Source organism: Corallococcus aberystwythensis, from assembly GCF_003612165.1.
Lineage (GTDB): Bacteria > Myxococcota > Myxococcia > Myxococcales > Myxococcaceae > Corallococcus > Corallococcus aberystwythensis.
In genome coordinates, this window is the sequence record NZ_RAWK01000017.1 from 1 (window position 1) to 24,085 (window position 24,085).

At 69.1% G+C, this 24,085-nt stretch carries 22 protein-coding genes and 1 pseudogene; 16 read left to right on the plus strand and 7 right to left on the minus strand.

Annotated elements, in window-relative coordinates:
* A pseudogene (locus D7W81_RS04485) lies at positions 1-118 on the plus strand (IS5/IS1182 family transposase); the annotation flags it as partial.
* A 102-nt stretch (positions 119-220) separates the two neighbouring features.
* The gene (locus tag D7W81_RS04490; protein WP_120554061.1) at positions 221-628 is read left to right on the plus strand and encodes a DUF3224 domain-containing protein; all 408 of its coding nucleotides are present in this window, start codon (positions 221-223) and stop codon (positions 626-628) included.
* A gap of 1 nt (position 629) precedes the next feature.
* Here D7W81_RS04490 and D7W81_RS04495 read toward each other — a convergent pair whose 3' ends face one another.
* Together D7W81_RS04495 and D7W81_RS04500 are read right to left on the minus strand one after the other, a co-directional pair.
* Positions 630-2,207, minus strand: a complete 1,578-nt coding sequence (locus D7W81_RS04495; RefSeq protein WP_147445336.1) for a hypothetical protein — start codon at positions 2,205-2,207, stop codon at positions 630-632.
* An 88-nt stretch (positions 2,208-2,295) separates the two neighbouring features.
* On the minus strand, positions 2,296-2,787 hold the full coding sequence (locus tag D7W81_RS04500) for a DUF1772 domain-containing protein (RefSeq protein ID WP_120554063.1): 492 nt from the start codon (positions 2,785-2,787) through the stop codon (positions 2,296-2,298).
* A gap of 77 nt (positions 2,788-2,864) precedes the next feature.
* Between D7W81_RS04500 and D7W81_RS04505 the strand changes: the two genes are divergently transcribed.
* From D7W81_RS04505 to D7W81_RS04520, 4 genes are all read left to right on the plus strand, one after another.
* Entirely contained in the window at positions 2,865-3,653 is a 789-nt protein-coding gene (locus D7W81_RS04505; RefSeq protein ID WP_120554064.1) for a helix-turn-helix domain-containing protein, read from the plus strand.
* A gap of 74 nt (positions 3,654-3,727) precedes the next feature.
* The gene (locus D7W81_RS04510; protein WP_120554065.1) at positions 3,728-4,780 is read left to right on the plus strand and encodes a lipocalin-like domain-containing protein; all 1,053 of its coding nucleotides are present in this window, start codon (positions 3,728-3,730) and stop codon (positions 4,778-4,780) included.
* Positions 4,781-4,875: 95 nt separating this feature from the next.
* A complete protein-coding gene (locus tag D7W81_RS04515) occupies positions 4,876-6,090 on the plus strand; it encodes a serine hydrolase domain-containing protein (protein ID WP_120554066.1) in 1,215 nt (404 codons plus the stop codon).
* Between the two features lie 59 nt (positions 6,091-6,149).
* Positions 6,150-6,782 (plus strand): glutathione S-transferase N-terminal domain-containing protein, encoded by a 633-nt coding sequence (locus tag D7W81_RS04520; RefSeq protein ID WP_120554067.1) that lies wholly within the window; start codon positions 6,150-6,152, stop codon positions 6,780-6,782.
* Positions 6,783-6,794: 12 nt separating this feature from the next.
* Here the strand turns inward: D7W81_RS04520 and D7W81_RS04525 are convergent, their stop codons facing one another.
* A complete protein-coding gene (locus D7W81_RS04525; RefSeq protein ID WP_158621425.1) occupies positions 6,795-8,447 on the minus strand; it encodes a hypothetical protein in 1,653 nt (550 codons plus the stop codon).
* Between the two features lie 111 nt (positions 8,448-8,558).
* Here D7W81_RS04525 and D7W81_RS04530 point away from each other — a divergent pair, with 111 nt between their 5' ends.
* Positions 8,559-9,401, plus strand: a complete 843-nt coding sequence (locus tag D7W81_RS04530) for a class I SAM-dependent methyltransferase (RefSeq protein WP_120554104.1) — start codon at positions 8,559-8,561, stop codon at positions 9,399-9,401.
* A gap of 54 nt (positions 9,402-9,455) precedes the next feature.
* Here D7W81_RS04530 and D7W81_RS04535 read toward each other — a convergent pair whose 3' ends face one another.
* On the minus strand, positions 9,456-9,743 hold the full coding sequence (locus tag D7W81_RS04535) for a hypothetical protein (protein WP_120554069.1): 288 nt from the start codon (positions 9,741-9,743) through the stop codon (positions 9,456-9,458).
* A gap of 276 nt (positions 9,744-10,019) precedes the next feature.
* On the opposite strand from D7W81_RS04535, the gene D7W81_RS04540 reads away from it, so the two are divergent.
* Genes D7W81_RS04540 through D7W81_RS04550 form a run of 3 tightly spaced genes read left to right on the plus strand, consistent with a single transcriptional unit; the run spans position 10,020 to position 11,994 of the window.
* Positions 10,020-10,451 (plus strand): hypothetical protein, encoded by a 432-nt coding sequence (locus D7W81_RS04540; RefSeq protein ID WP_120554070.1) that lies wholly within the window; start codon positions 10,020-10,022, stop codon positions 10,449-10,451.
* A gap of 11 nt (positions 10,452-10,462) precedes the next feature.
* A complete protein-coding gene (locus tag D7W81_RS04545; protein ID WP_120554071.1) occupies positions 10,463-10,972 on the plus strand; it encodes a phage holin family protein in 510 nt (169 codons plus the stop codon).
* Positions 10,918-11,994, plus strand: coding sequence for a hypothetical protein (locus tag D7W81_RS04550; RefSeq protein WP_147445337.1), 1,077 nt, complete (start codon positions 10,918-10,920; stop codon positions 11,992-11,994). The genes D7W81_RS04545 and D7W81_RS04550 overlap by 55 nt, the downstream gene beginning before the upstream one ends.
* A gap of 51 nt (positions 11,995-12,045) precedes the next feature.
* On the opposite strand, the gene D7W81_RS04555 is transcribed toward D7W81_RS04550, so the two are convergent.
* The gene (locus D7W81_RS04555; RefSeq protein WP_120554073.1) at positions 12,046-12,786 is read right to left on the minus strand and encodes a dienelactone hydrolase family protein; all 741 of its coding nucleotides are present in this window, start codon (positions 12,784-12,786) and stop codon (positions 12,046-12,048) included.
* A gap of 94 nt (positions 12,787-12,880) precedes the next feature.
* On the opposite strand from D7W81_RS04555, the gene D7W81_RS04560 reads away from it, so the two are divergent.
* From D7W81_RS04560 to D7W81_RS04580, 5 genes are all read left to right on the plus strand, one after another.
* Positions 12,881-13,480, plus strand: coding sequence for a DUF2378 family protein (locus tag D7W81_RS04560; protein ID WP_244226966.1), 600 nt, complete (start codon positions 12,881-12,883; stop codon positions 13,478-13,480).
* A gap of 94 nt (positions 13,481-13,574) precedes the next feature.
* Positions 13,575-14,540, plus strand: coding sequence for a 3-hydroxyacyl-CoA dehydrogenase family protein (locus D7W81_RS04565; RefSeq protein WP_120554075.1), 966 nt, complete (start codon positions 13,575-13,577; stop codon positions 14,538-14,540).
* Complete coding sequence (locus D7W81_RS04570; protein WP_120554076.1) at positions 14,537-15,136, plus strand: MPN domain-containing protein; 600 nt, start codon at positions 14,537-14,539, stop codon at positions 15,134-15,136. The genes D7W81_RS04565 and D7W81_RS04570 overlap by 4 nt, the downstream gene beginning before the upstream one ends.
* A gap of 112 nt (positions 15,137-15,248) precedes the next feature.
* A complete protein-coding gene (locus tag D7W81_RS04575; protein WP_158621427.1) occupies positions 15,249-16,724 on the plus strand; it encodes an McrB family protein in 1,476 nt (491 codons plus the stop codon).
* An 821-nt stretch (positions 16,725-17,545) separates the two neighbouring features.
* A complete protein-coding gene (locus D7W81_RS04580) occupies positions 17,546-18,121 on the plus strand; it encodes an McrC family protein (protein WP_147445338.1) in 576 nt (191 codons plus the stop codon).
* Between the two features lie 37 nt (positions 18,122-18,158).
* Here the strand turns inward: D7W81_RS04580 and D7W81_RS04585 are convergent, their stop codons facing one another.
* Both D7W81_RS04585 and D7W81_RS04590 read right to left on the minus strand, forming a co-directional pair.
* Positions 18,159-21,266: an efflux RND transporter permease subunit gene (locus D7W81_RS04585; protein ID WP_120554079.1), complete on the minus strand. Its 3,108-nt coding sequence runs from the start codon at positions 21,264-21,266 to the stop codon at positions 18,159-18,161.
* Positions 21,263-22,441 (minus strand): efflux RND transporter periplasmic adaptor subunit, encoded by a 1,179-nt coding sequence (locus D7W81_RS04590; protein WP_120554080.1) that lies wholly within the window; start codon positions 22,439-22,441, stop codon positions 21,263-21,265. Before D7W81_RS04590 ends, D7W81_RS04585 begins: the two co-directional genes overlap by 4 nt.
* A gap of 331 nt (positions 22,442-22,772) precedes the next feature.
* On the opposite strand from D7W81_RS04590, the gene D7W81_RS04595 reads away from it, so the two are divergent.
* Positions 22,773-24,029: a tellurite resistance TerB family protein gene (locus D7W81_RS04595; protein ID WP_120554081.1), complete on the plus strand. Its 1,257-nt coding sequence runs from the start codon at positions 22,773-22,775 to the stop codon at positions 24,027-24,029.
* Positions 24,030-24,085: the final 56 nt, after the last annotated feature.

The window sequence follows — 24,085 nt, forward strand, 5'->3', positions numbered from 1 at the left end:
GCTCAACCGCTTCCGACGCTTGCTGGTGCGCTGGGAGAAGCGAGAGGACACCTACGTCGCGATGCTGCACTTCGCGCTGGGCATCATCACCTGGTTCCACTCGCTCCTACCGAAATAGGCTCTAAGCGAGTCCTAAGGCCCGGGCGCTGACGCGTTTTTGCAATCCAAGGACGGGCCGCTGGCATATCTGTCCGTCCATCCAGCAAGGGAGCAGGCACCCATGACGAAGCGCGCGAACGGACCTTTCGACGTCAAGCTCACCCCCATGGCGCCGGAGGCGGGCGCGGTGGACGCGGCCCCGGGCCGGATGGCGCTCGACAAGCGCTTTCACGGCGCGCTGGAGGCCACGAGCCAGGGGCAGATGCTCGCGGTGCGGACGCCGGTGGAGGGGTCCGCGGGGTACGTCGCGATGGAGCGCGTCAGCGGGACGCTGGACGGCCGCGGCGGCACCTTCGCGCTCCAGCACTTCGGGGTGATGACGCGCGGTGCGCCCCACCTCGTCATCTCCGTGGTGCCGGACTCCGGAACCGGCGAGCTCACGGGGCTCGCCGGTTCCATGACCATCGACATCGCTCCGGGCGGGAAGCACTCCTACGACTTCCAGTACACCCTCCCGGACAAGGCGTGACTCAGGGAGCGCAGTAACGGACCGCCTGGAGGGTGTGTGATAGCGGGCTCTCCGTGGAGGTCATCACGAGCGCCCCCATCCAGCGCTCCGGGAGTTCTTCCAGCAGGACCCACTGCGCGTACCGGTGCAGAGGCAGGATGTCGGATCCGGGCGACAAGACCTCCTCGTTGCCGCCATGCCCCAGGGCCCAGAACTGGCCCCGCCACCGGAACCAGGAGTCGCCTCCCTGCGGATCCTCGGAGACGGAGAGCCACGCCGTCTGGAGCCCCCGGGACGTCACCGCGGTCCCGAACCAGGGCGCCTCCCCCGGGGTCGTCACGGCCAGCGTCCGGGAGGTCTCCTCGCCGAAGAGGTTGCCCAGGACCTTCAGCGCGCGGCCATCGCCCTGCGGCGCGCGCACCACGATGGCCGGCGATTCCAGGGCGTCACCCGCCGCCGCCCCCAGGTCCACGAGCCGGGCCACCGGGTCCACATCCATGGAGAAGGTCCGCTCGGCCCCCACGGCCTGGAGGGCACCGTCGAAGCGCTGGAGCCGCAACAGCCCCTCGAACTGCCCGCTCAGGGTTTCCCGGGCCAGGACCAGGAAGCCCCCGTCCCGCAGCCCCAGCACGTCCACGCCGTAGAGGGCCGTGTCGTCGGAGAGCGGCCGCATCAGGATGCGGGGCGAGACCACGGCCTGTCCGTCCAGCGCCGTCACCGTCCCCCACAGCTCGCGGCCACCGGAGACGGATTGGGAGGTATTCCGCCAAGCCGCGAAGACCCGGGTCCCGTCCGCCGACACGGCCGCCGCGGTGGCCCTGTCCCCCACGGGCTGGTCGAAGAGGAGCGCACCGCCCTCCGGCTCACCCTCCCTGGGCACGTGGTGACCCTGCTCATCCAGCAGGATGAGATGGCCCCGGGTGTGGTCGTGCGCCGGTCCCGCCGACGCGTAGTACAGCGCGGGCCCCTGGGCCGTGCGCAGCAACCGGGTGCTCACCGAGTCCAGCGCGAGGTTGTCGTCCATCACCTCCACCGGCACCTCCGTGATGCCCAGCGGCGTCAGCGCGGTGTCCAGTTGGATGACCCGGGCCCGCGCCAGCCTGTCGAAGACCACCGCCAGGACACCGTCCGTCACACGGAGGCTGCCCACGCGGCCCGCATGCGGGGGATATCCCAGTGACGCGACCTGCGACCAGGACGGGGGATCCGTCACGCCATCACAGTCATTGTCCAGGCTGTCGCAACGCGTCTCCGTGGCTTCGTAGCTGGCACCGTAGGAGCGCGCGGTGCACACCGGCTCGTAGGCCCCATCCACCACGGCCCGCCGGGCCCCCGCGCAGATGCCTTGCGTCCGCTCACAGGGAAGGGGCTCCCCCAGGGAACCCGCGTCGGTGCCGGCATCCACCTGCGTGCCACCGTCATCCGCCTGCGTGCCGCCATCGTCCGAGGTCCCCGCGTCGATGGTCCCCGCATCCGAGGTCCCCGCGTCGATGGTCCCCGCATCCGGGACGGGGTTCTTCGGCGGGTCCGAGTCCCCACACCCTCCGAGCAGCCCGCTGCCCACCGCGAACACCACCGCCCAACGCCTTGCCCATCGCATCCGCACTTCCATCAATCCCCTCTTTGGCGGACCGACACCTGACTCCGCCTGGGGCAGCAGCCTAATCCATTTCAAAGGCTTTCACAGCTCATGCACCCACCTTCACCCGAATCCAAGACAGGGCTTGAAGGGCCGCGAACCACGCTCCCGCCGTGAGCGCATGGCGCAAGTGATTCACCCGGGCCCACCGCATCGCGGTCTCCACGGCGGCGGGGGAGTCGGGGGACTGCATCAGCCGGATCATCGTGGGGATGAAGTACGAGAAGGTCAGCAGCCGGTCCGCGAGCGCCATCACCGCGGCCCCAAGCCACCAGGCGCGCAGCGGCCCCGTGGCGCGCGTGGCGAAATAGAGACTGGCCAGGGTGAGCAGCGTCAGCGGCCCCGTGCTGACGAGCCCCCAGAAGCGCCGCCCCACGTCGTCCTGCCGCGCCGCCTCCGCGGACCAGTGCGCGCCCGGGGTGTCGAGCCAGCGGGGAAGCGAGATGCGGTGTTCATAGAGCCCCGCGCCAAACGCGACGCCCAGGTTGATGACGAAGAGCCACAACAGGAGTTCCGCCGCCGACAGCTTCAGGTTCATCATGGGGGCAGCATGCGTCCCGGGCCCGCGAGCGTCTTTCGTGCCCTTGTGCTGTTTTTCTCGTTCCTGCGGTGTTCCCCATGAGTCCCCGGCACTCCCTCCTCGCCCAGATTGGCGGCGACATCGTCCGCTTCCAGGAAGCCTCCGCGGAGTTCGACGCGGCCGTGGGAGAGGTGCTCGCGCTGGGCCGCGCGGAGCTGACGTGTCTGGCGCAATTGCACTTCGGAGGCCCCGCGCCCTTGAGCGCGGTCGCGCGAGGCGCCGACGTGGCGCGGCTGGAGCTCGCCGGCTACGTGCAGCGGGAAGGCTCGGGCCATGGCAGGCGGATTGCGCTCACCGGGCATGCGCGCGAATGGATCGAGACCCTCTGGGGTCCCGTCCAGGCGGAGGGCCTGCAGCTGATGTCTTCCCTGCCGGACGCGGAGCTGAAGGTCATTGCCCGCTTCCTCAGCGCGGCGCGGGCGTCGCAGGACCGCCATGCCGCCCGCGTGGCGAAGCTGCTCCAGGAGCCCGGAGGGACGCGAGCCGCACGGCGGCGCGGTGGCCTCTCCGCCGCCGCGCTCCACCGCGTACGGCTCTTCGTTGAAGCGCACCTCGCGCGGAGCATCCGCGTGGGCGAGCTGGCCCAGCGCTCGGGCCTGAGCGTGTTCTACTTTACCCGCGCCTTCCGGCAGTCCATGGGCATGACGCCTCATGCCTACGTGCAGCAGCGGCGGGTGGAGCGGGCGCGCGGCCTGTTGAGCCACACGACCCGCTCGCTCGGAGACATCGCGCTGGAGGTCGGCTTCAGCTCACAGAGTCACTTCACCACGGTGTTCCGCCGGGTGACGGGCCTGACGCCCGCTGTCCTCCGGCGCGCGGGACGCTGAAGCGCGGCCCTGGGAGGGAAGATTGGACCCCGGCGGCGTAGAAGCAGAGGACCCCTTTTTCCCGGCACCCCACCATGGCCCGTCCCAAGAGCCCCTTCGTCTGGATCCTCCTCGCCGCCGGAGGCGCCTGCGCGTTCTGCTGCACCGGCACCCTGGGGCTCATGGCCCTTGGGCTCTTCGCGGGAGACGACAGCGGCACGTCCGGCGGCACCCCGAACCTGTCGCGCAGCGGGACTCCCGGTGAGCCCGGCGGCTTCGCGTTCGACGCGCCCCAGGGCTGGAAGACCCAGGCGGACGGGCGGTTCATCCTCGAGTGGGACGACCGGGGTGACACCCTGGGCGTGGAAGCCCTCCGGCTGCCGGCCGTGCCAGGGCTCGACGACGCCGAGGGCAAGCTCGCGCGGCTGTGGCAGGAGCGCGTTGGGGCGGACTGGAACGACGTGAAGCCGAACCCGATGGTGATGCGGCGCTTCGTGGCCAACGGGGCCCGCGCCTTCTTCACCGCGGCGGTGGTGCGCGCGAAGAACAACGACCGGTCCTTCCGCGTGAGCCTCTACCTGGTGGAGGCGCAGGACCGCCTGGAGCCGCTGGTGTTCATCCAGAGCTTCATGAGCCCGCCGGGCAGTGCGGGCGAGGCCATGTCGGCCTCGTTCTCCTGGAACACGTCCTACGCCCGGGTGGAGGAGGCGCTGAAGGGTGTGCGCGGGAGCCCCGTGGGACTGCCGCTGGTGGACGACGCGGAGGTGGTGGGCCACTTCGTCTACGGCACCAGCACGGCGGCCCAGTGGGTCAACACCTATAGCGGGAGCACCACCATGACGGCGGTCTCCTACAGCATCGACTACACCTTCGGCGCCAATCACTCATTCCAATACAAGTACGCGGGCGCGTCCGGCCAGGTGGGCGCGATGAAGTTCGGCTCCGAGGACGACGAGGGCACCTGGAGCGCGAAGCACGACGTGCTGACGCTCACCGGAGCGAAGCGGACACGCCGGTACCTGTTCATCGGGGCCGCGCGCGCTCCGGATGGAAAGCGCACGCTCTATCTCATGCCCGAACACCCAGGCTGGTCGCTGGCCCCGGGCGCCATCGGACAGAACGGCGAGCTGTACGTGGCGGTGGACTGAGTTTCCCACCGCCTCCGGTGACACCGCCGGAGAGCACCGGTGTTCCATCCGCCGGCCGGAAAAAGCACCGGCCCTTCCCTGACTGGAGATGGAACATGGCTGTCCTGCACCGAGGACTGCGGGTGGGTATGGCATTGCTCGCGAGCGTCATGGCCCCCGCGTGCGGGCCAGAGCTGCCGTTCGGGAGCGAGCTGGAGCTGGGCGAGCTGGAGGCCCAGGAGCTGGGGCGGGAGACGGCGCTGCCACCCCTCAACCGCGAGGCGCTGCGGCAGGCCATCGCGGGGCTGCCGAACGCGGAGGTGTCCGGCGCGCTGGTCCGGGTGAGCGGCGCGGACGGGCGCTGGCTGGGGACCTCCGGCGTGGCCGACCTCCGCACCGGCGCCCCGGTGCCCGCGGATGCGCACTTCCGCATTGGCAGCATGACGAAGACGTTCACGGCCACCGTCGTGTTGCAGCTCGCCGCCGAGGGGCGCGTGGACCTGGACCGGCCCGTCCAGCACTACCTGCCGCGCCTGCTGCCGGCGGGCGTCTACGCGCCCATCACCGTGCGCCAGCTGCTCAATCACACCCACGGCCTGCCCGGCGTGCCGGTGCCCCAGAAGGACCCGGACTGGTTCTTCGAGAACCGCTTCCGGCGCTTCAGCCCCCGGGAGCTCGTCTCGCTGGCGCTCCCGCCAGGCCCCCGCTTCGCCCCGGGCACGCGGCAGGAGTACGGCAACATCGGCTACATCGTCGCGGGGCTGCTCATCGAACAGGTGACGGGCCGGCCCTATGGGGACGCGGTGCGCGAGCGCATCCTGCGTCCGCTGCACCTGCGGGACACCTTCGTGCCCGGCAACGACGTGACGATTCCCGGACGGCATGTGCGCGGCTATGAGGAGGTCGCGCCAGAAGAGGCGGGGTGCCCGTCGGGCGCCATCACGTACGGCACGCGGTGCCTGGTGGACGTCACCGAAGCCAGCCAGTCCGTGCCCTGGGCCGCCGGAGAGATGATCTCCACCGCCGACGACCTGGACCGCTTCCTCGTCGCGCTCTTCCAGGGCCGGCTGCTGCCGCGCAAGCAGCGCGAGGAGCTGTTCACCGTCCCGGACCTGCCCGGCGCCACCTACAGCGCGGGCCTCACCCGCTATGAGATGGGCGGCGTCACCTTCTGGGGCAAGAGCGGCGACCGGCACGGCTACAGCAGCGGCATGGGCGCCACGCGGGACCTGCGCCGGCGCCTCATCTATTCGGTCAACACGCTCCACATGGGCGGGGACCAGCCGGACATCGCCGTGCGCATCATCGGGGCGGCCCTGCTGGGGCCCTGACAACGGCAGGGGGCCCGGTGCGGTAGCCTGCCACGCCAATCCCCACCGGAGGGCCCCGCATGTCCGCGCACGACACGCCTGTCATCATCGGCCGTTCAAGCTCGCACTTCACCCGCATCGCGCGGCTCTTCGCCGTGGAGCTGCGCGTCGAGCATTCCTTCCAGGTCGTGAGGGATCTGCTGTCCACCGACCCGGCGGACTATGGCGGCAACCCCGCGCTCCGGATTCCCGTCCTGAAGACCTCCCGGGGCGCCTGGTTCGGCGCGCTCAATGTCTCCCGTGAGTTGTGGCGCCAGTCGAACCCCAGGCCCCGGGTGGTGTGGCCGGAGGACCTGGACGTGCCCCTCCTCGCGAACCTGCAGGAGCTCACCCTGCAAGCCATGGCGACGGAGGTGACGCTGGTCATGGAGAAGCTGGCGGGCGCCGGTGAGGGCACGACCCACGCCCTCAAGCTGCGCAAGTCATTGCTCAACATGATGGCGTGGCTGGAGGAGCACGCGGACGCGGCGCTCGCCGCCCTCCCGCCGGAGCGGGACCTGAGCTACCTGGAGGTCACGCTCTTCTGCCTCGTGACCCACCTGGAGTTCCGGGACGTGCTGCCCACCGCGCCCTATGCGGCGCTGAGCCGCTTCTGTGAGCAGTTCTCGAAGCGCCCTTCCGCCCGCGACACCGCCTTCCGCTTCGACACCTGAACCGCGAAGCACTCAGCGCTGGCGGGTGTCCATCGGGTCGTGCTTCGTCTCCACGCAGTCGGCCCCTTCCGCCTGGGCCTTGCGGATCCGCGCATCGCAGTGCTGCCATGCGCCTCCGGGAGAGGCGCCACTTCCGCCCAGGTGGATCGCGCAGGACGGGGTGTGGCCCCAGGCGTTGCCCTGCATCCAGTAGATGAACGTCTCCGTCACGCCCCCCTTCCGGGAGCAGGCGATGAAGTGCGACTGGCCATCCGCCTTGAAGAACGCGCTCGTCGTCGCGTTCGGGACCTGCTTCTTCGGCGGAAGGACGGTCTCGAAGCGCGCCTGGAAGTCAGCCACCCGGGTGCCATTGGCCGCGAGCCGGAGGGGCGGCGTCACCTTCTGGCCCGCCAGCTCGTTGAAGCGGCCATCCACCACCACCGACCCGTCCGGCATCACCGCCACCATCTGGAGGAAGCCCTCGGACTCCGGGGCCTCCTTCGCGGCCAGCTTGCGGTAGCGAAGCCCCGCGCCAAGGCCCGCCTGGAACCGGGCATCCACCGAGCCGTCCGCTTTCAAGCGCACCAGCCCCGGAGCGCGCGACGGGCCCTCCGGGGAATCCACCGCGGGGAGGGTGTCCTGCGCCAGGACGACCGTCCCGCCCGGTCCCATCCACATCCGGGGCACGCTCGATCCGCCCTCCTGACGGAAGGGCTTGAAGGCAGGGTCGAGCCGTCCACCGGACGTCAGGCGCACCACGTGCGAGCGCACCTCGCCCTGGACGAGTTCCCCCGCCCCGATGACCGAACCCCCAGGCCCCGGGGCGATGAGACTCAACTCCAGGTCCGCCTTGCCACCCGTCAGCCAGGAGATGAGCGGCCTGTTGAAGCGCGCCTCCGGCTTCCATTGCGCATCGAGGGCGAGCACGGGCACGTCCTGGGGCTCTTCTGTTTCGAACCGGCCGCTGACGAAGAGGCCGCCGTCAGGCCGGGCACGGACCTGATTCAACACGTACCAGCCCAGCCCCAGCTCCTTCAGGGTCGAGTCGAAGCGCTGCGCACGCTCCAGGGCACCGTCGGGGGTGAAGCGCAGCAGCCACAGCGGCGCCTCCTTCCGGTCGTTCCGATCCGGTGTCGAGGCCGCGACGATGAGCCGCGACTTCGCGTCCACCTCCGCGGTGATGATGAACGACGAGGCGCCCACCTTCTGGAGCAGCGCCTGCTGGACCTTCTGGTTGAAGGCCTCGGCCCGGGCCCCCTTCACCGTGTGGCGCACGAGCACGTGGGCGATGCTCGCAGGGCCGCTGTCGCCCTCGGGCGCCTTCTCGTCACGGGAATGGTACGTCGCGATGTAGCCCCCGGAAGGAACGGGGAGCAGCTGCACCAGCTCCTTCATCCGGTCCCGGTCGGACGCGGCTTCGAGCGCCACGGAGACCGGTGACGTGTCACGCCTGCCCAGGGCGTCGATGACCACGAGACTGCCCACGGGCTCGCCGTTCAATCGATTGCAGGTGTGTCCCACCACGCCCCAGGCGCCCTTCGGCGCGGGCACCAGGGCCACGAGCTCGCAGTCCTCATTGGGCGCGTGGAACCGGTCGTAGGGAGACCAGATCTCTTCTTCCTCGGCGAAGGCCGCACCGCTCAGCGCCAGCATGAGCAATGCCGCGCCCGCATTCCTCGAAGCCATCATCGCGTGCTCCTGTCCGGGTCCAGGGCCGTCATCCGCTTGACCTCAAGTCCACTTGAAGTGGCACCCTGCGGCTTCTGGTTGTTGAAGGCAAGCCAGGAGGAGATGCCCATGGGTGACACGCATCAGCCCGAGGACGAGCAGACGAAGCTCTGGAACGGCACCGCGGGACACGCCTGGGTCGAGGCGCAGGAGGTGCTCGACTCGATGTTCAAGCCGTTGGAGGACCTGCTCGTGGAAGCAGTCGTCGCGGGCTCCGCGAGCCAGGTGCTGGACGTCGGCTGCGGCACGGGCAGCACCACGCTCGCCATCGCCAGACGGCTCGGTGCGCAGGGGCGCTGCATTGGCGTCGACATCTCGGAGCCCATGCTCGCCGCCGCCAGGGTCCGCGCCGGACGGGAGGGCACTCCGGCGAGCTTCCTCCGCGCCAATGCCCAGCACCACCCATTCGAATCCGCGAGCTTCGACAAAATCCTCTCGCGCTTCGGCGTCATGTTCTTCGACGACCCCGTCCAGGCCTTCACCAACCTGCGGCGGGCCGCGAAGCATGACGCCGAGCTCCGGTTCATCGCCTGGCGAAGTCCTGCGGAAAATCCGTTCATGACGACGGCCGAGCGCGCCGCGGCGCCGCTCCTGCCGAATATTCCTGCCCGCCGGCCGGACGCGCCAGGGCAGTTCGCCTTCGCGGACTCGCGCCGCGTCCACCGCATCCTGGAGGGGAGCGACTGGGCAGGCATCGACATCCAGCCGCTGGATGTGACCTGCACCCTGCCCGAGAAGGAACTGGTCGGTTACTTCACCCGGTTCGGCTCCCTCGGCCGGCTCCTTCCCACGCTGGACATGGAAACCCGCACACGGGTCATCGAAACGGTCCGCGCTGCCTTCGAACCCTTCGTGCATCGGACGGAAGTCCAATACACGGCGGCCTGCTGGACGGTAGGCGCCCGAGCGTGAACAGAACCTCCTGGCGGGACACGCTCGCCAGGAGGTTCCGGACACCGCGTGTAGCTAGATGGCGACGCAGTTCGTCTGATTGGAATCGCAGGCGTAACAGGTGCCGTACCAGCACACGTTGTTCCCGCCCGGCACTCCACAGCGCATCCCGCACCAGCCGCAGTTCTGGACGTCGTCGTAGGTGCTGGTGCACACGCCGTTGCACACCGCTACGCCGTCTCCCTCGCACACCAGGCCCTGGGCGTCGGAGCGGATCTCTTCGTTCGCGGGCTGCGGGGCGCCACCGCAACCGGACAGCAACGCGACACAGCTCACCATGAGGACTGCGGCTCTCTTGAACATGGATGTTTCCTTTTCGGTCCTGACGGGGGCGGACCGGGCTCTCTCTCTAGAACACTTTGTCTGGGGAATGGCGATAAACCGGTCTGCGAGACACGCAGTGAAATTCACGCACTGTCTCAGCTGATCCGTTATTTCCGCCGATATCCGGGAGTGCCATTCCGCCTGCCCTACGACCAGCGACCGCCCCCCTCCAGGCAGCCCATGCCGCATTGCATAGCTTCAGTGTCAGGCCAGCAACGACATGCATGAGCCGAACACACCAGAGGAGGTCGCGATATGGGCAGCATCATTGGGGAAGAGGGCCAGCGGAGCACCGGCTTCTACAACCAGGGACAGGCATCGTCTGAAGGGAGCAGTGAGCGGGTCGGGCTCAAGCAGGAGGGCAAGGAGCAGGTGAAGCGCATCGGCGGCATCACGCGCCAGCGCGCCTTCTCGCAGGTCGACTCCCGCAAGGGCGTCCTGGTGGACAGCCTCAACGGCTTCGCGAAGCAGCTCGAGTCCATCTCCGGGCAGGGGGACACGCAGCTTCCCCAGCAGCTCATTGGCAGCGCGGTGGGCTTCGTGCGCAAGGCGTCCGACACCCTGGAGCAGAACTCGACCGAGGAGTTGCTCCGTCAGGCGCAGACGCGGATGCGCGAGCGGCCGGGCGTGGCGCTGGCGGGGTGTGCACTGCTCGGCTTCGTCGCCGCGCGATTCCTCAAGGCGTGAGGGGATGACCCATGGACCCCTATTCCACACGAACACGCGGTGAGCGCATCGGGCTGGACGCGGACGAAACCCGGACCGGCCCCTACACGGAAGGCTTCAGGACGGACGGAGGGCTGGGCGAGCAGTCGCTCGGAACCATCGTGTCCGAATTCATCGAACAGGGCCGGCACCTGCTGCGGGCGGAGCTCACCCTGGCGCGCACGGAGATGCGCACCGAAGCGAAGAAGGCAGCGGCCGGTGGCGGCATGGTCGCCGCGGCGGGCGTCGTGCTCTTCCTGGGCGCCATGGCGTTGGTGGCCTTCCTGGTCATCGCCCTCGCAGAGGTGATGCCGCTGTGGGCCAGCGCGTTGCTGGTGACGGTGCTGCTGATTGCCGCGGGGGCGGGCCTCGCCGCCGTGGGCGCGAAACGCCTGAAGACGGTCCACGCACCTCGCAAGACCATCCAGACCCTCAAGGAGGACAGCCAATGGGCGAGCACGACGATGCGCTCCGCGAAATCGCAGATGCACGGGCACGCATGAGCGTGCTGGCGGATGAACTCGGCCGCCGCGCGAACCCCGAGCTCTTGAAGGCGCGCGCGAAGGAGTTCGCGCTCGAGAAGAAGGAAGAGGTGACGGAGCACGCGAAGCAGCTCGCCGCGGAGAAGCGCGAGGAGCTGAAGCAGCAGGCCCGCGAGAAGGTGCTCGACTGGAAATCCCACGCCAAGGAGACCGCGATGCGCAAGACGTACGAATGGACGGATGAGGCCACCCACACGCCCCGGGGGCTGGGGATTCTGGGCGCGCTGCTGGGGGCCGGGGTCGGCTCCATGTTGATGAAGCGGGCCTTCCGCTCCCGCGTCGAGGAGCGCGAATACCGCGTCCGGCGCTATGAGCGCGTCCCGGTGGCCTACGGCCGCGAGCGCATCCCCCTGTACGACTCCGAGCGCGAGTACTACGGCGCCTACGGTTCGGGCCAGGACGTCCCCTACCCTGAATACAACACGCGCGCTGAATACAACGCGGACGTGGGGGAACGCGGCAGCGAGGGCTCGCACCTGAAGGACCGCGCGAGCGAAGCGCTGCACACGGCGAAGGAGACCGTGGGAGCCACCACGGAGAACGTGAAGGAGCGCGTGAGCGGCGCCGCGGACAACGTGCGCGGCCGGGTCCATGACGCGGCGGACGCCGTGCGCGGCCAGGCTTCGCACCTGCGCGAGCGCGTGCCGTCACCCCACGAGCTCCGGGGACGCACCTCGCAGTGGTACGACCGTGCGCTCGAGGAGCAGCCCCTGGCGCTCGCCCTGGGCGCGGTGGCGCTGGGCATGCTCACCGCGAGCCTGCTGCCGGTGACGGACAAGGAGCGCCAGCTCATCGAGCCCGCCAAGCGCCGCGCGCAGGAGGGGCTGGCCCAGCTGGGAGACCAGGTGAGCCAGAAGCTCGAGGGCAGTGAGGAAACGGCGCAGCAGGAAGACATGTCCCTCGCCGGCCCCGTGTCCATGGGCGCGAGCGGCGGAATCCCGCCGCTGCCACCGCTGGACCAGATTGCCCCGAAGGTGCACTGAGCAGTTGAAGCGTGGGGGCATCCCGGGCCTCGCGGCCTGGGAGCCCCGCCGTCACTCCCGGTAGAGCGTGCGCCGCAGGAAGCCGAGCGCCCGGTCCCAGGCGTCGTACCAGTCCTCCGCCCGCATGGTGTGGTCCGACTCCGGATATTCGTAATGACTGACATGGGAGCCCAGCTCAGGGAACTCCCTCCAGAGCCGGTGCGCGAAGTCCCGGGCCTGGTGCGCGGGGACCAGCGAGTCCCGCCCCGCGTTCAGCAGGAGCAGCGGGTGACGCGCGCAGTCCCACGGCCGGTGGACGGGCGCCTCCTGCATCATTCCGCGCAGCTCCTCCGTGATGTGGCCATCCCGGGGCGTCCAGTCCGGCGAGCCGAGGAGCGACACCGTCGCCTGGACACGCGAGTCCCGGGCCGCCACGGCCAGCGCCGTGTAGGCGCCGAAGGACACGCCCGCAAGCCCGATGGGCTCATGTCCCTCGCCCACCACGTGGTCGATGACCCGTGAAACCTCCGGGACGGCCTCGCGGATGAAGGAGAGCAGGCGCGTGTGGTAGCCGGCCGGGTCGAGCGAGGGCATCCCATCGAGCCAGCCATCGCGCCGGGCACCATGGTGCGGGGCGTCCATGCCGACGGCCGCCAGGCCCCACTTCGCCAGCGCCTCCAGCTCCCCTCGCTGGTCGTCGGCATTCGAGTACAGCCCATGCAACACGATGACGGCGGGACCCGGCCGGGGCTCGTGGTGCACCTTGATGACCGGGATGTGGCCATTGACCTGGAAGCGGTACACGTCAGGCATGTGGGGATTTTGCCCGTTTCCGGTGCTCTCTGGGGACTGACCTCCGCGAGCCACTTCACCCCGCGCGCGAGTGCATTGCAGGGACGATCCAGGGATGCTCCGTCACGTCCTGCCCGCGCTGGGACGGACGCCTGGGATGGGTACCGCGTTGAGTGAAGAGATCGTCTACCGCCATGCCATCGAGGGGCTCTTCCTGCGCTCCGTGGGCAAGCGCCTCACGCCGGAGCTCAAGGACCGGCTACGGACCATTGGCCTGGACCTGGACGTGAAGCTGCCGCACCACACGCCCCGCCGCGTCTTCGCGGAGGCGCTGGGCATCACCGCGCACTACCTCTACCCGGACGTGGATGCGCAGGAGGGCTACCGGCGGCTCGGGACGGGCATCATCACCGGCCTGGAGCACACGCTGCTGGGCAAGGCGCTCGTGTCCCTGTGGCCCATCTTCGGGCCGGACCGGGTGCTCTCCCGCATGCAGGAGAGCTTCGCCACGGTGAACAATTATCTGAAGACCGAGCTCATCACCCACGCCCGCGCGGACCACACCATCAAGGTGAGCGAGTGCAACGGCAACCCGGGCTACCTCATGGGCATCATCGAGGCGGGGCTGATGAGGGCCGGCGCGAAGAACGTCCGCGTGGAGCCCTTCGACTTCAACGGCCACGCCTGCGCCTACCGCGTGCGCTGGGACTCGTGAGCGCGGCACGTCGCGTCACGCATGCGTCCTGGACAATTGCAGCCCCCGTTCAAGTGATTGCCATGCGCGAGGAGGCCGTCCACGCTCCCGCCGCATGGGACACAAGCGGCTGATGCGGATTGGCGTTGTCGGTGGTGGGGCCATGGGGTGCGGTATCGCGCTCGAGCTCGCCATCGCCGGCAGGCAGGTGGTGCTGTTCAACAGGCACGCGGACACCAGCGAGGCAGCGCGCGCGAAGCTGGAGCGCGACGCGGCCCTGCTGGTGGACACGGGGCTGCTCAGCGCGGAGCAGCGCACGGCCGCGCTCGCGCGCATCCGTCGCACCACGGTGCTCGCGGAGGCCGCCGTGGACCAGGACCTGGTCATCGAGTCCATCCCCGAGGACCTGGCGCTCAAGCAGCAACTCTTTGGAGAGCTGGACCGGCTCGCGTCGCCGGACACCCTGCTGGCCACCAACACCACCGCGCTGAGTGTGACGGCCATTGCCCGCGACTGCGCGCGGCCCGAGCGCGTCCTCTCCGCGCACTACTACCTGCCCGCGCATCTGGTGCCGCTGGTGGACGTCATCCCCGGAGAGAAGACCCTGCCCGAAGCGGTGGAGACGGTGCGGCGCTTCCTGGAGGAGCTGGGCAAGTCGCCCGTGGTGTTCGCGCGCGACGTGCCGGGCTCGGTGGGCCCGCGCCTCCAGCAGGCGCTCATCGGCGAGGCCTTCCGGCTGGTGCAGGAGGGCGTGGCCACGCCGGAGATGGTGGACCAGGTGCTCACCCAGGGCATCGGGCGGCGCCTGGGCGCCTCCGGCGTCTTCGACCGGATGGACCTGGTGGGGCTGGACTTCATCACCGGCGTCCTGCGCGGCTCCGGGCGCCCGGTGCCGCCGGTGCTCGCGCAGAAGGTGGACCAGGGACAGCTGGGCCTGAAGACGGGCCAGGGCTTCTACCCGTGGACGCCGGACAGCGCCGCCGCCTTCGAGGAGCGCATGGCCCGCCACCTCATCACGCAGCTGCGCGAGGACCGGGCCGCGGGCCGTCTGCGCACGCCCACGCCGGAGTCCGGGGAATGAGCGCCGCCACCGTGCTGCTGGACCCGGAGGTGCTGTCGGGCTTCCTCGCGGACGCCATCCGGGAGTACGGGGCGTGCACGCCGGAGCTGCCGCCCCGGAGCTGGGCCGTGCTGCTGGGGCGCTTCACGGACGACGCGATGCACGTGGAGCGCGTGGGCTTCGCCACCAACATCCGCGAGACGGACGACACCGTGCTCCAGGAGTTCGACGCCGCCATCATCCCCCGCTTCGGCGCCTGCTACGCCAACGGGAGGCGCGGCTACTGGTGTGAGCCGCGCGAGCTGATGCGCATCACCACCGAAGCCGAGGCCGAGGGGCTGGAGGTGCTCGGCTCCATCCACCTGCACCCGGACTGGCACCGCATCGGCCCGCCCCACGAGCGCGGCCTGCGCGTCAGCCAGGAGCCCACGCCCATGGACCGGCACCTGTTCCAGGGCAGCGGCTGGCCCCTCAACATGATCCTCTACCTGGAACGGCGCGATGGGCGGCTCTACCACTCGCTCGGCGCCTGGGCCCCGCCCCCCGACACGGAACCGGACGCGGGCTGCCGGGCGATTGCCATCCGCCTGCGCACCCCGGAAAGGGTTCTGGAGTAGCCACACTTGTCGACGCCGAGGGGTGCATCGTCCCCGAATTCTGGAGTCTGGCTGCGCGCCTGCCTTGACCTCCTTTCCTCCCTGCCCGACCCTCGCCTCTGCGAGGGAGAACATGGGTAAAGCCTTTGATTCACTGCTAGCCGGGATGATTGCAGGACGATCCTGGGAACAGATGGGAGACACGGAGTCGGTGCGCCAGCTTCTCCGGAGCGTTTATGAGGAGCGCTACCACAAGGCTGAACATCACCAATCGCGCTACCAGGTGCGGGTGAATCTCCAGAAGAAGGACGAGGCCGCCTCTTACGCTGGCTTCATCACTGCAGAGAACCCCAACTCGGGTCCTTACCAGGGGACTTCCTTCGTCTGGATGCCAGGGAAGGACGGGAGCATTGCGGTCCTCGTCATTGGAACGGACGGCTTCGGTGCGGACACCGATATCCTTGGAAGGCCTGGCCATGCCCGCCGCCTTCGCGCGCTGGCTCGCATCCACAAGGGCAAGGTGTGGGTGAAGCCCGACTTGCTCGCCCCCGCATCACGGGTGCCGGAGACCATCATCGCGCAGTGGCCAGACCAACTGGATGCTGTCAGCAAGAGCTACGGCAACGTCATTTACGCCGCCGTTCCGGTTCGCTCGCCCCAGGATGCTGAGGCCGTCGAAGACCTCCTGGACCTCTTCTTCTCCGAGCATGGCACCCCGCTGACCAATCCGGCCAAGGGCCGCTGGGAAGCGCGGCACTCCGCGATCTTGGGCGCCATCTTTCCGCAGGTGGAATTGCCGCAGGTGTTGGAGCTTCTTCGAGACCGGCGCTTTGTCATCCTTGAGGGCCCACCAGGCACCGGGAAGACACGGCTGGCCTACGAGGTGGCACGCCAAATTGGCCAGGCGACCCGTATTCAGTTCCATCCGGCTCGCACTTATGAGGACTTCGTCGTCGGGCTGTATCCGAAGCCCGCCGCAGGAGGGCTTGCCTTCGAAGTCAGGACGGGTGACTTCTTGCGAGCCAATGCAGCCGCAGCAACGGGTGAACACGTCCTTCTGATTGACGAAGTCAACCGGGCCGACCTCTCGCGCGTGCTGGGAGAAGCCATCGTCCTTCTGGAGCCCGGCGAGCGGCGCGAAATTGAACTCCCTCACCTCCCAGACGGATGGAGCGACCGAAAGGTTTCCCTGGCTCCGGGTCTTCACGTCTTGGCAACCCGCAATACCGCTGACCGGACCATCGCCCGCATGGATCTGGCCGTCCGCCGCCGCTTTGCCTTCCTCGAGATGTGGCCGGACCGTCGTCCCGTTGATGACGAAGGCATACCTCTGGCGAAAGAATGCTTCGACGACGTCCTCTACACCTTCACGGAGTTTGCCGATGAAGAGGCGCTGAAGCTCATTCCAGGCCATGCGTACTTCCTCGACCCAAGGCCCGGCCAAGGCGCCGAGGAGAGAGCAAAACGCGTCGCGCGTCGCCTCGAGCTCGAACTTGTTCCGCTTCTCCGCGATTACCTCTCCGAGCGCCTTGCAGGCAGTGCCAGCGGGCCCATCGCGGGCCTCGCTGATCGCATTGCCTCGCGTCTCATGGAGGAGCGTGCGGCGTGACGCGGAAGACGGCTCCAGGGCGCGCACGAGCCGAGAAGCTGCGCCCATCTCTCCCCGCCGCACAACCTGTCCTTCGCGCCTACGACCACGGGGAGCCGGTGCTCCTGTCCGCCGAGGCCGTGGGCCAGTCCGGGGACCGCTGGGCTGAGCCCTTCTTGGCAGCCAACCGCCCTCTTCTGGAGCGACTGGACATTCGCCCCGAGGTCCGCGCGCAACGCGGCGTCCACCTTGCCCTCCATCCAGGACGTCGCATTGGTGCGGTTCCCCTGCTCTCGCCTTCCACGCGAAAGGTGGCCGCTGGGCTTGTGGTTTCACCACGCTTCCCGTGGACCTCGCTGGGTGCAGTCTTCGAGCGCATCGGGTTCTCTGTCGAACCCAGGCTCGGTCATTCCTTGCCAGTGCCGGGGTCAGCGCGAGAGGTGCCACCCTGGCTCTTAGCAGCCCCTGTGCTGCGTCGCCTTGAAGCCCTCTGGCAACACCCGCGCCGTGGTTTCGCTCAGGTGGAGGAAGAGCGCCTCAGCCCGCGAGGTCGTATCGACTGGCGCACTTGGGGCACTCGGAATGTCCCCGTGGGCCGATGGGAGCGCTTTCCGTGCACTTTCCCAGAGCCCATCTTCGACCCGGTGCTCCTCTCGGAGATGCGATGGACGGTGCAACGTCTCATCGAAGAGCTTGGACATGTTGCTGAGACATCAACCGGGCGCGTTCTGCTCGAGCGAGCTCGGGGCTTGGCCATTCAACTTGGGCCGGGTCCCCACCAACGGCCTCGTGCGCATCACCGTGCCTCAGAATCAGCATTCGTCGCCGAGGCGCTGCAAGCAATGAACTGGGTCGCAGACGGACGAGGCCTCGGAGGAGCTCAGTCCCTTGACGGGCTGTCCTGGGACTTGGCCATTGATGAGGTCTGGGAGGCATGGGTTGCGGCGTTCACTGCGGACCTCGCGACTCGACTCGGCCTTCAGTCAACGCCTCATGGAGGAGCGCAATACCGGCTCAACTGGGCGGGAGGTATCCAATCCATGGGGGCGCTTGTCCCGGATGTGGCACTTCGGGGCTCCCACCGCGTCATCTGGGTGGACGCGAAGTACAAGGCGCACCTGTCTCAGTTGGCCCAGCATGGATGGCGGCGGCTGACCGAAGCCGTCCGGGATGCCCATCGCGCGGACCTGCACCAGGCGCTTGCCTACGCCAACCTTGCGGCCATGGACTGTGTGGACACAGTGTTGGCCTATCCTGATCTTGGCACGAGCCAGGAGCCCCCTCTCTTCGCCGTGGCCACGCTGGCCTCAGGAAAGAGGAGGGTCCGACTCATCCTTGCCAGCTTACCTTTCGGGTTCAGGGGTCCAGACCACCGGGAGAAGACTCTCTCCGCGTGGCAGAACGCCCTGGCCCCTTGAGCAGCAGACGCAGCCGCCTGCTGCTCAAGGTCTTGCGCTACGTCGCGACCTCGGGCTGCTCCCGCGGCGCCGGTGCTTCGGTGGCGGCCACGGTGCGCGTCTTGGCGATGAGCAGGTAGATGGCCGGCACGAAGTAGAGGGTGAAGAGCGTGCCCAACGCCATGCCCGTCACCAGCACGAGCCCGATGCTGTTGCGCGCCGCCGCGCCCGGTCCTGACACCAGCACGAGCGGGAAGTGGCCCGCGACCGTGGCCACCGTCGTCATCAGGATGGGACGGAGCCGCTCAGAGGCCGCTTCCTTCACCGCCTCCAGCTTCGACTTGCCCTGCTCCTGGAGGCGGTTGGCGAAGTCCACGATGAGGATGCCGTTCTTCGCGATGAGCCCCACCAGCGTCACCAGTCCCACCTGTGAGTAGATGTTGAGCGTGGTGGTGAAGCTGTCCGTGAAGTACGGCATGGTCGGGTTCGGCATCCGCAGGAACGTGGTCGTCAGCGCGCCGAAGAGCGCCAGCGGCACCGACCCGGCGAGGATGATGAGCGGATCCCGGAAGCTGTTGAACTGGGCCGCGAGCACCAGGAAGATCAGCACCACCGCCAGCCCGAACGCCGGGGCGAATGAGTCACCCTCCAGGCGGAGCTGCCGGGACTCGCCCGTGTAGTCGATGCGGTAGCCCGCGGGCAGGATCTTCGCGGCCTCCGTCTCCAGGTACGTGAGCGCCTCATCCAGCGGGCGGATGGCCACGCCGCTGAGCTTGACGGCGTTGAGCTGCTGGAAGCGGCTGAGCGACCGGGGCGCCACCTTGTCCTTCAGGGACGCGATGGCGGACAGCGCCACGAGCTTCCCGTCGGGGCCGGTGACGTGGATGTCCTTGAGCTGCTCCGGCGTGAGGCGGGAGCTGCGCAGGACCTGCGGGATGACCTTGTAGCTGCGGCCGGCGATGTTGAACCGGTTGACGTAGTTGCCGCCCACGGCGGACCCCAGGTCCATGCCCACGGTCCCCAGGTTCAGGCCCAGCTGCGCGACCTTCTCACGGTCGATCTCCACCTCCGACTGGGGCTGGTCCAACTTCACGTCGATGATGGGCGGGAAGGCGAACAACCCGCTCTGCGTCGCCTTCTCCTGGAGCTGCTGCGCGAAGCCCAGCAACTCCTCCGCCTCCGCCGTGGAGGCGATGACGAACTCCACCGGGAAGTTGCCACCGCCCGGCAGCGCGGGGGGCTGGAGCGCGAACGTCTGCACCACCGGGATGGTGTTCACCCGCTCCTGCGCCTCCGCCAGCACCTGCGCCGCGGAGCGCTGGCGCTCCTTGAAGGGCTTGAGCACCAGACCCCAGAAGCCGTTGCTCGGCTGCATGATCTGGAAGTTGAAGCCGGCCTCCGGCATCTCCATCAGCAGGTCGCTCGCCTTGGTCACGGACGGCTTCAGCTGATCCAGGGTGGAGTTGGACGGAGTGCTGACGATGCCGATGACGAAGTCCTGGTCCTCCACGGGCGCCAGCTCCCGGGCCGACTGGCTGAACATCATCAGCGCGAGCAAGCTCAGGAAGATCCACGCCGCGTAGACGGGCCCGCGCACGAGCAGCGAGCTGTCCAGGGAGCGGGCGTAGGCGGCCCGCAGGCGCTCGAAGCCGCGGTTGATGACGCCCGCGAACCCCTTGTCCTCATGGCCCGCCTTCAGGAGCACGGAGGACATCATCGGGGAGAGCGTCAGCGCCACCACGCCCGACAGGGTCACTGCTCCGGCCAGCGTGAGCGCGAACTCGCGGAACAGCGAGCCCGTGAGCCCGCCCTGGAAGGCGATGGGCGCGTAGACCGCGGCCAGCGTGAGGGTCATGGCGATGATGGGACCCACCAGCTCCCGCGCGCTCTTGAGGGCGGCGTTCACCGGGCTCAGCCCGTCCCGCAGGTGGCGCTCCACGTTCTCCACCACGACGATGGCGTCGTCCACGACCAGACCCACCGACAGCACCACGGCGAGCAGGGTGAGCAGGTTCACCGTGAAGCCAAACACCTGCATCAGGAACACCGTGCCGATGAGCGACACCGGGATGGCCACCAGCGGCACCAGGATGGAGCGCACGGACCCCAGGAACAGGAAGATGACCAGCACGACGATGATGAGCGTCTCGCCGAGCGTGCTCACCACCTCGTCGATGGCGTTGCGGATGTAATCCGTGCCGTCGAAGGCGACGCCGCCCTGGATCTGCTCGGGAAGGTCCTTCTTGAGCGACTCCATCTCCGTGCGGATGCGCTGCATGACGTCCAGCGAGTTGGCGTTGGGCAAGGACCAGATGCCGACGAAGACCGCCGTCTTTCCGTTGAGCGTCACGTCGGTGTCGTAGTCCTCGGCGCCGAGCACCACGTCCGCGATGTCCGACAGCCGCACCACCGCGCCGCCGTCCTTGCGGACGATGAGCTGCTTGAACTCCTCCACGGAGCGCAGGCTGGTGTTCGCCGTGAGGTTCACCTGGACGAGCGAGCCCTTCGTCTGGCCCACGGCGGCGAGCGCGTTGTTGGAGGCGAGCGCCTGACGGACCTGGATGGGGCTGACGTTGAGCGCGGCCATCTGGTCCGGCTTCATCCACACCCGCATGGCGAACGTGCGCGCCCCGAGGATGTCCGCGCGCTGCACGCCCTCCACCGAGGACAGCCGGGGCTGGACCACGCGCACCAGGTAGTCGGACAGCTCGTTCAGCTCCAGGAACTCGGAGGTGAAGTTGAGGTAGGCGATGGCGAACTGGCTGTCCGCGGACTCGATGCCGATGATGGGCACCTGGGCCTCGGGCGGAAGGTCGCCGCGCACCTGATCCACCTTGGCGCTGATTTCACTCAGGGCCCGGTTGGAGTCGTAGTTGAGCTTGAGCCGGGCGCGGATGATGGAGACGCCCTGCGAGCTCGTGGACTCGACGTAGTCGATGCCGTCCGCCGCGGCGATGACGCGCTCCAGCGGCGTGGAGATGAAGCCACGGACCAGCTCCGCGTTGGCGCCGATGTAGACCGTGGTGACGGTGATGTCGGCGTTCTCGCTGCGCGGGTACTGCCGCACGTTGAGGGAGCGCAGGGCCTGCAGGCCGGCGATGATGATGATGAGGTTGACGACCAGCGCCACGACGGGGCGCCGGATGAACAGGTCGGTGAAGTTCATGGGTTCACCGGCTGGGGGGCAGTCTCGACGGGGGGCGCCAGCGCGTTGTTCACGACGACGGCCGCGCCGTTCTTCAGCTTGAAGACGCCGCTGCTGACCACGGTCTGCCCGGGCGTGAGGCCGGACGTCACCGCGACGTAGTCGCCCCGGCGCTCGCCCAGCCGCACGAACTGCTGCCGCGCCAGCAGGGCCGCCTTGCCCGCGGCGTCCTTGCCTTCAGAGAGCGTGAACACCGAGTCCCCATAGGGGGCGAAGAGCACCGCGGTGGCGGGAATGGCCACCACCTGCTGGCTGGCGTCGGAGAGCACCTCCACGCTGGCGAACATGCCCGGCAAGAGCCGCCCGTCCGCGTTGGGCACGGTGGCGCGCATGCGCACGTTGCGCGAGGACAGCTCCACCTCCGGGTTGATGGTGGTGAGGTCCCCTTCCCAGGACTCACCCGGGAAGACGTCGACGTGCAGGCGCACCTTCTGGCCCTGCTTCACCTGGGCCAGCGCCTGCTGGGGAAGCTGGAACTCCACGAGGGCGGGGTTGCTGGACTGGAGGGAGGCGATGGGGTTGCCCGGGGAGACGAGCTGCCCCAGCTCCACCTGCCGGATGCCGATGCGGCCATCGAAGGGCGCGCGCAGGGTCTTCTTGGCGATGAGGGACTTCAGGTGCGCCACCGTGGCGGCGGACTGGATGGCCCGGGCCCGGACGATATCGATGTCCGACTGGGTGTTGGCGCCCTGGGCATGGAGCTTGTCGGCGCGATCCTTGGTCAGCCGCGCGAGCTCCGCGTCCGCCTCGGCGCCGGTCAGCTGGGCCTGCTCGCTGGAGGTGTCGAGCTGCACGAGCACCTGGCCCTTCTTCACCGTGGCGCCGTTCTCGAAGCGGATGTCGGTGACGACGCCCGGCAGCTCCGCGCTCAGGGTCACGCCGCGCAGCGCGAGCACCGTGCCGACGGCGCTCCGGGTCCCCTGCCAGCCGAAGGACTCCGCCTTGGTGGACGTGACGGTTTCCGGCGGCGGCACGAAGGTTTCACCGGCGCTGATCATCGCCATGATCTGACCCGCCTTGACGGCGGCGAGCCCGATGAAGATCGCGAGCAGCAGCAGCACGCCGATGACCCACCGCTTGACGCGGCTGGCACGGCGCGGCGGGGAGAGGGGGACTTCAAGAGAAGGGGCATCCATCGTGGGCACTCGAACGGGCTGGCGGGCGCAGCCGTGTCAGGGATTGCGCAGCCCTGTAGCCGAACCGCCCGGTGTTTACGCCCTTGAAAGTACCATGGGGTTGTGACCACTCAACCCGGCGGCCCGGCCCAGGGGGAGGAAGCCATCCTTGCGCATGTCTCATGCCCGCGGGCACGGCGGCGGGGGCATCGCGGGTGGGGGCCTTCGAGGGGCTGTTCCCCTGGCGCCAGGGCCTGCCAGGGCATGCGCGCGTGTTCAACGTTCTTGCGAGGCGATGCCGCACGGAAAGGCAGGGTTCGGCCCTGCTGGCGCGAGTCGTCGAGGAGGAACCATGACGGACACGATGGAACTGGCCCCACGAGAGCGAGGGGAAGACGCGGCGCTCCTCCAGCGCTCCCGGCAGTTGGTGGGGGCGCTGACGCACGAGCTCTCCCCCAGGGACGTGCGCACGGGGAGCTGGTTCACCAAGCTGCTGGCCACCTACCTGCGGCACTATGACGCGCACCGGCTGCACCGGGCCGCCGCCACGAAGGGGACGGGAGCGGACACCACCGAAGCCATCATCCGGCGCGCCTGCCGAGCCGCCTTCCTCTCCGGCGCGGGGAGCGGCTCGGTGACCACCGGAATCACCGCGGTCTCAGCGGATGCGGGCGTCCCCGGGCTGGTGGTGGGCATCCCCGCCGCGGGGCTGGCCGTCACGACGGAGATGGTCGTGAATGCCCTCATCAACCTGCGGATGGCGTGTGACCTGGCCAGCGCCTTCCAAGTGCGCTTCGACCCGGAGGACCCCTCCGACTTCTCGCGCCTCTACGCCATCATCCGCGGCCAGGGAGAACACGACGAGGACGAAGAGGAGGAGGACTCGCTCGGCCTGGGGCGCGTGGAGCACCTGGCGCGGGCGCAGGCGACCCACCTGGGCGAGGACCTGGGGTCGAAGCTGCTGGGCGAGAGTGTGTCGCGCAACATCGTGCCCTTCCTGAACGTGGTGACGTCCTCCGTGGCCAACTGGCGGCGCACGCGGCGGCTGGGCGACGCCGTGCTGGGGTACGTGCGGCTGCGCCGCTCGCTGGAGGACGCCAACGCCGCCATCCGCAGCGTGGCCCCGGAGGCCGTGAGCCTGCTGCTGGAGAGCGCCTGGTTCCTCTTCGTCTCCGACGGCCGCCTCAGGGAGGAGGAGTCCGCCGTGCTCGCCCACCAGCTCGCCCGGCTCCCCCCATCACGGCGCCAGGAGACCACGGACCGCTTCGTGGAGGACGCCTCCGCGTGGCTCAAGCGCCTGCGCTCGGCGCCGGCCAGGGCGCGCGAGGTCCTCATGTGGTCGCTGAACCAGCTCTCCGCCGCGGACCTCACCGTGTCCGCCCCCGAGCGGGACCTGCTGCGGAAGGCCGCGGAGGCCCTGCACACCTCCATGGACAGCAAGCACCTGGACACGCTGGTGCGGCGCTACCGCGCGGAGGGCGTGACACATGCATTCGCCGCCCCGGCACGGGTTGCCACGCAGCCCGCACGCAAGCCGGCCGGCAGCAAGGGGGCGCGGGCCCCACGGGCGGCGAAGGCACGGGAGACGTCAGCGCACCTCCACCACTGAGCCCCCAACCCCGTCCCGCCAGGCCCTGCCGCCGAGCCCTGCCGCCGAGCCCTGCC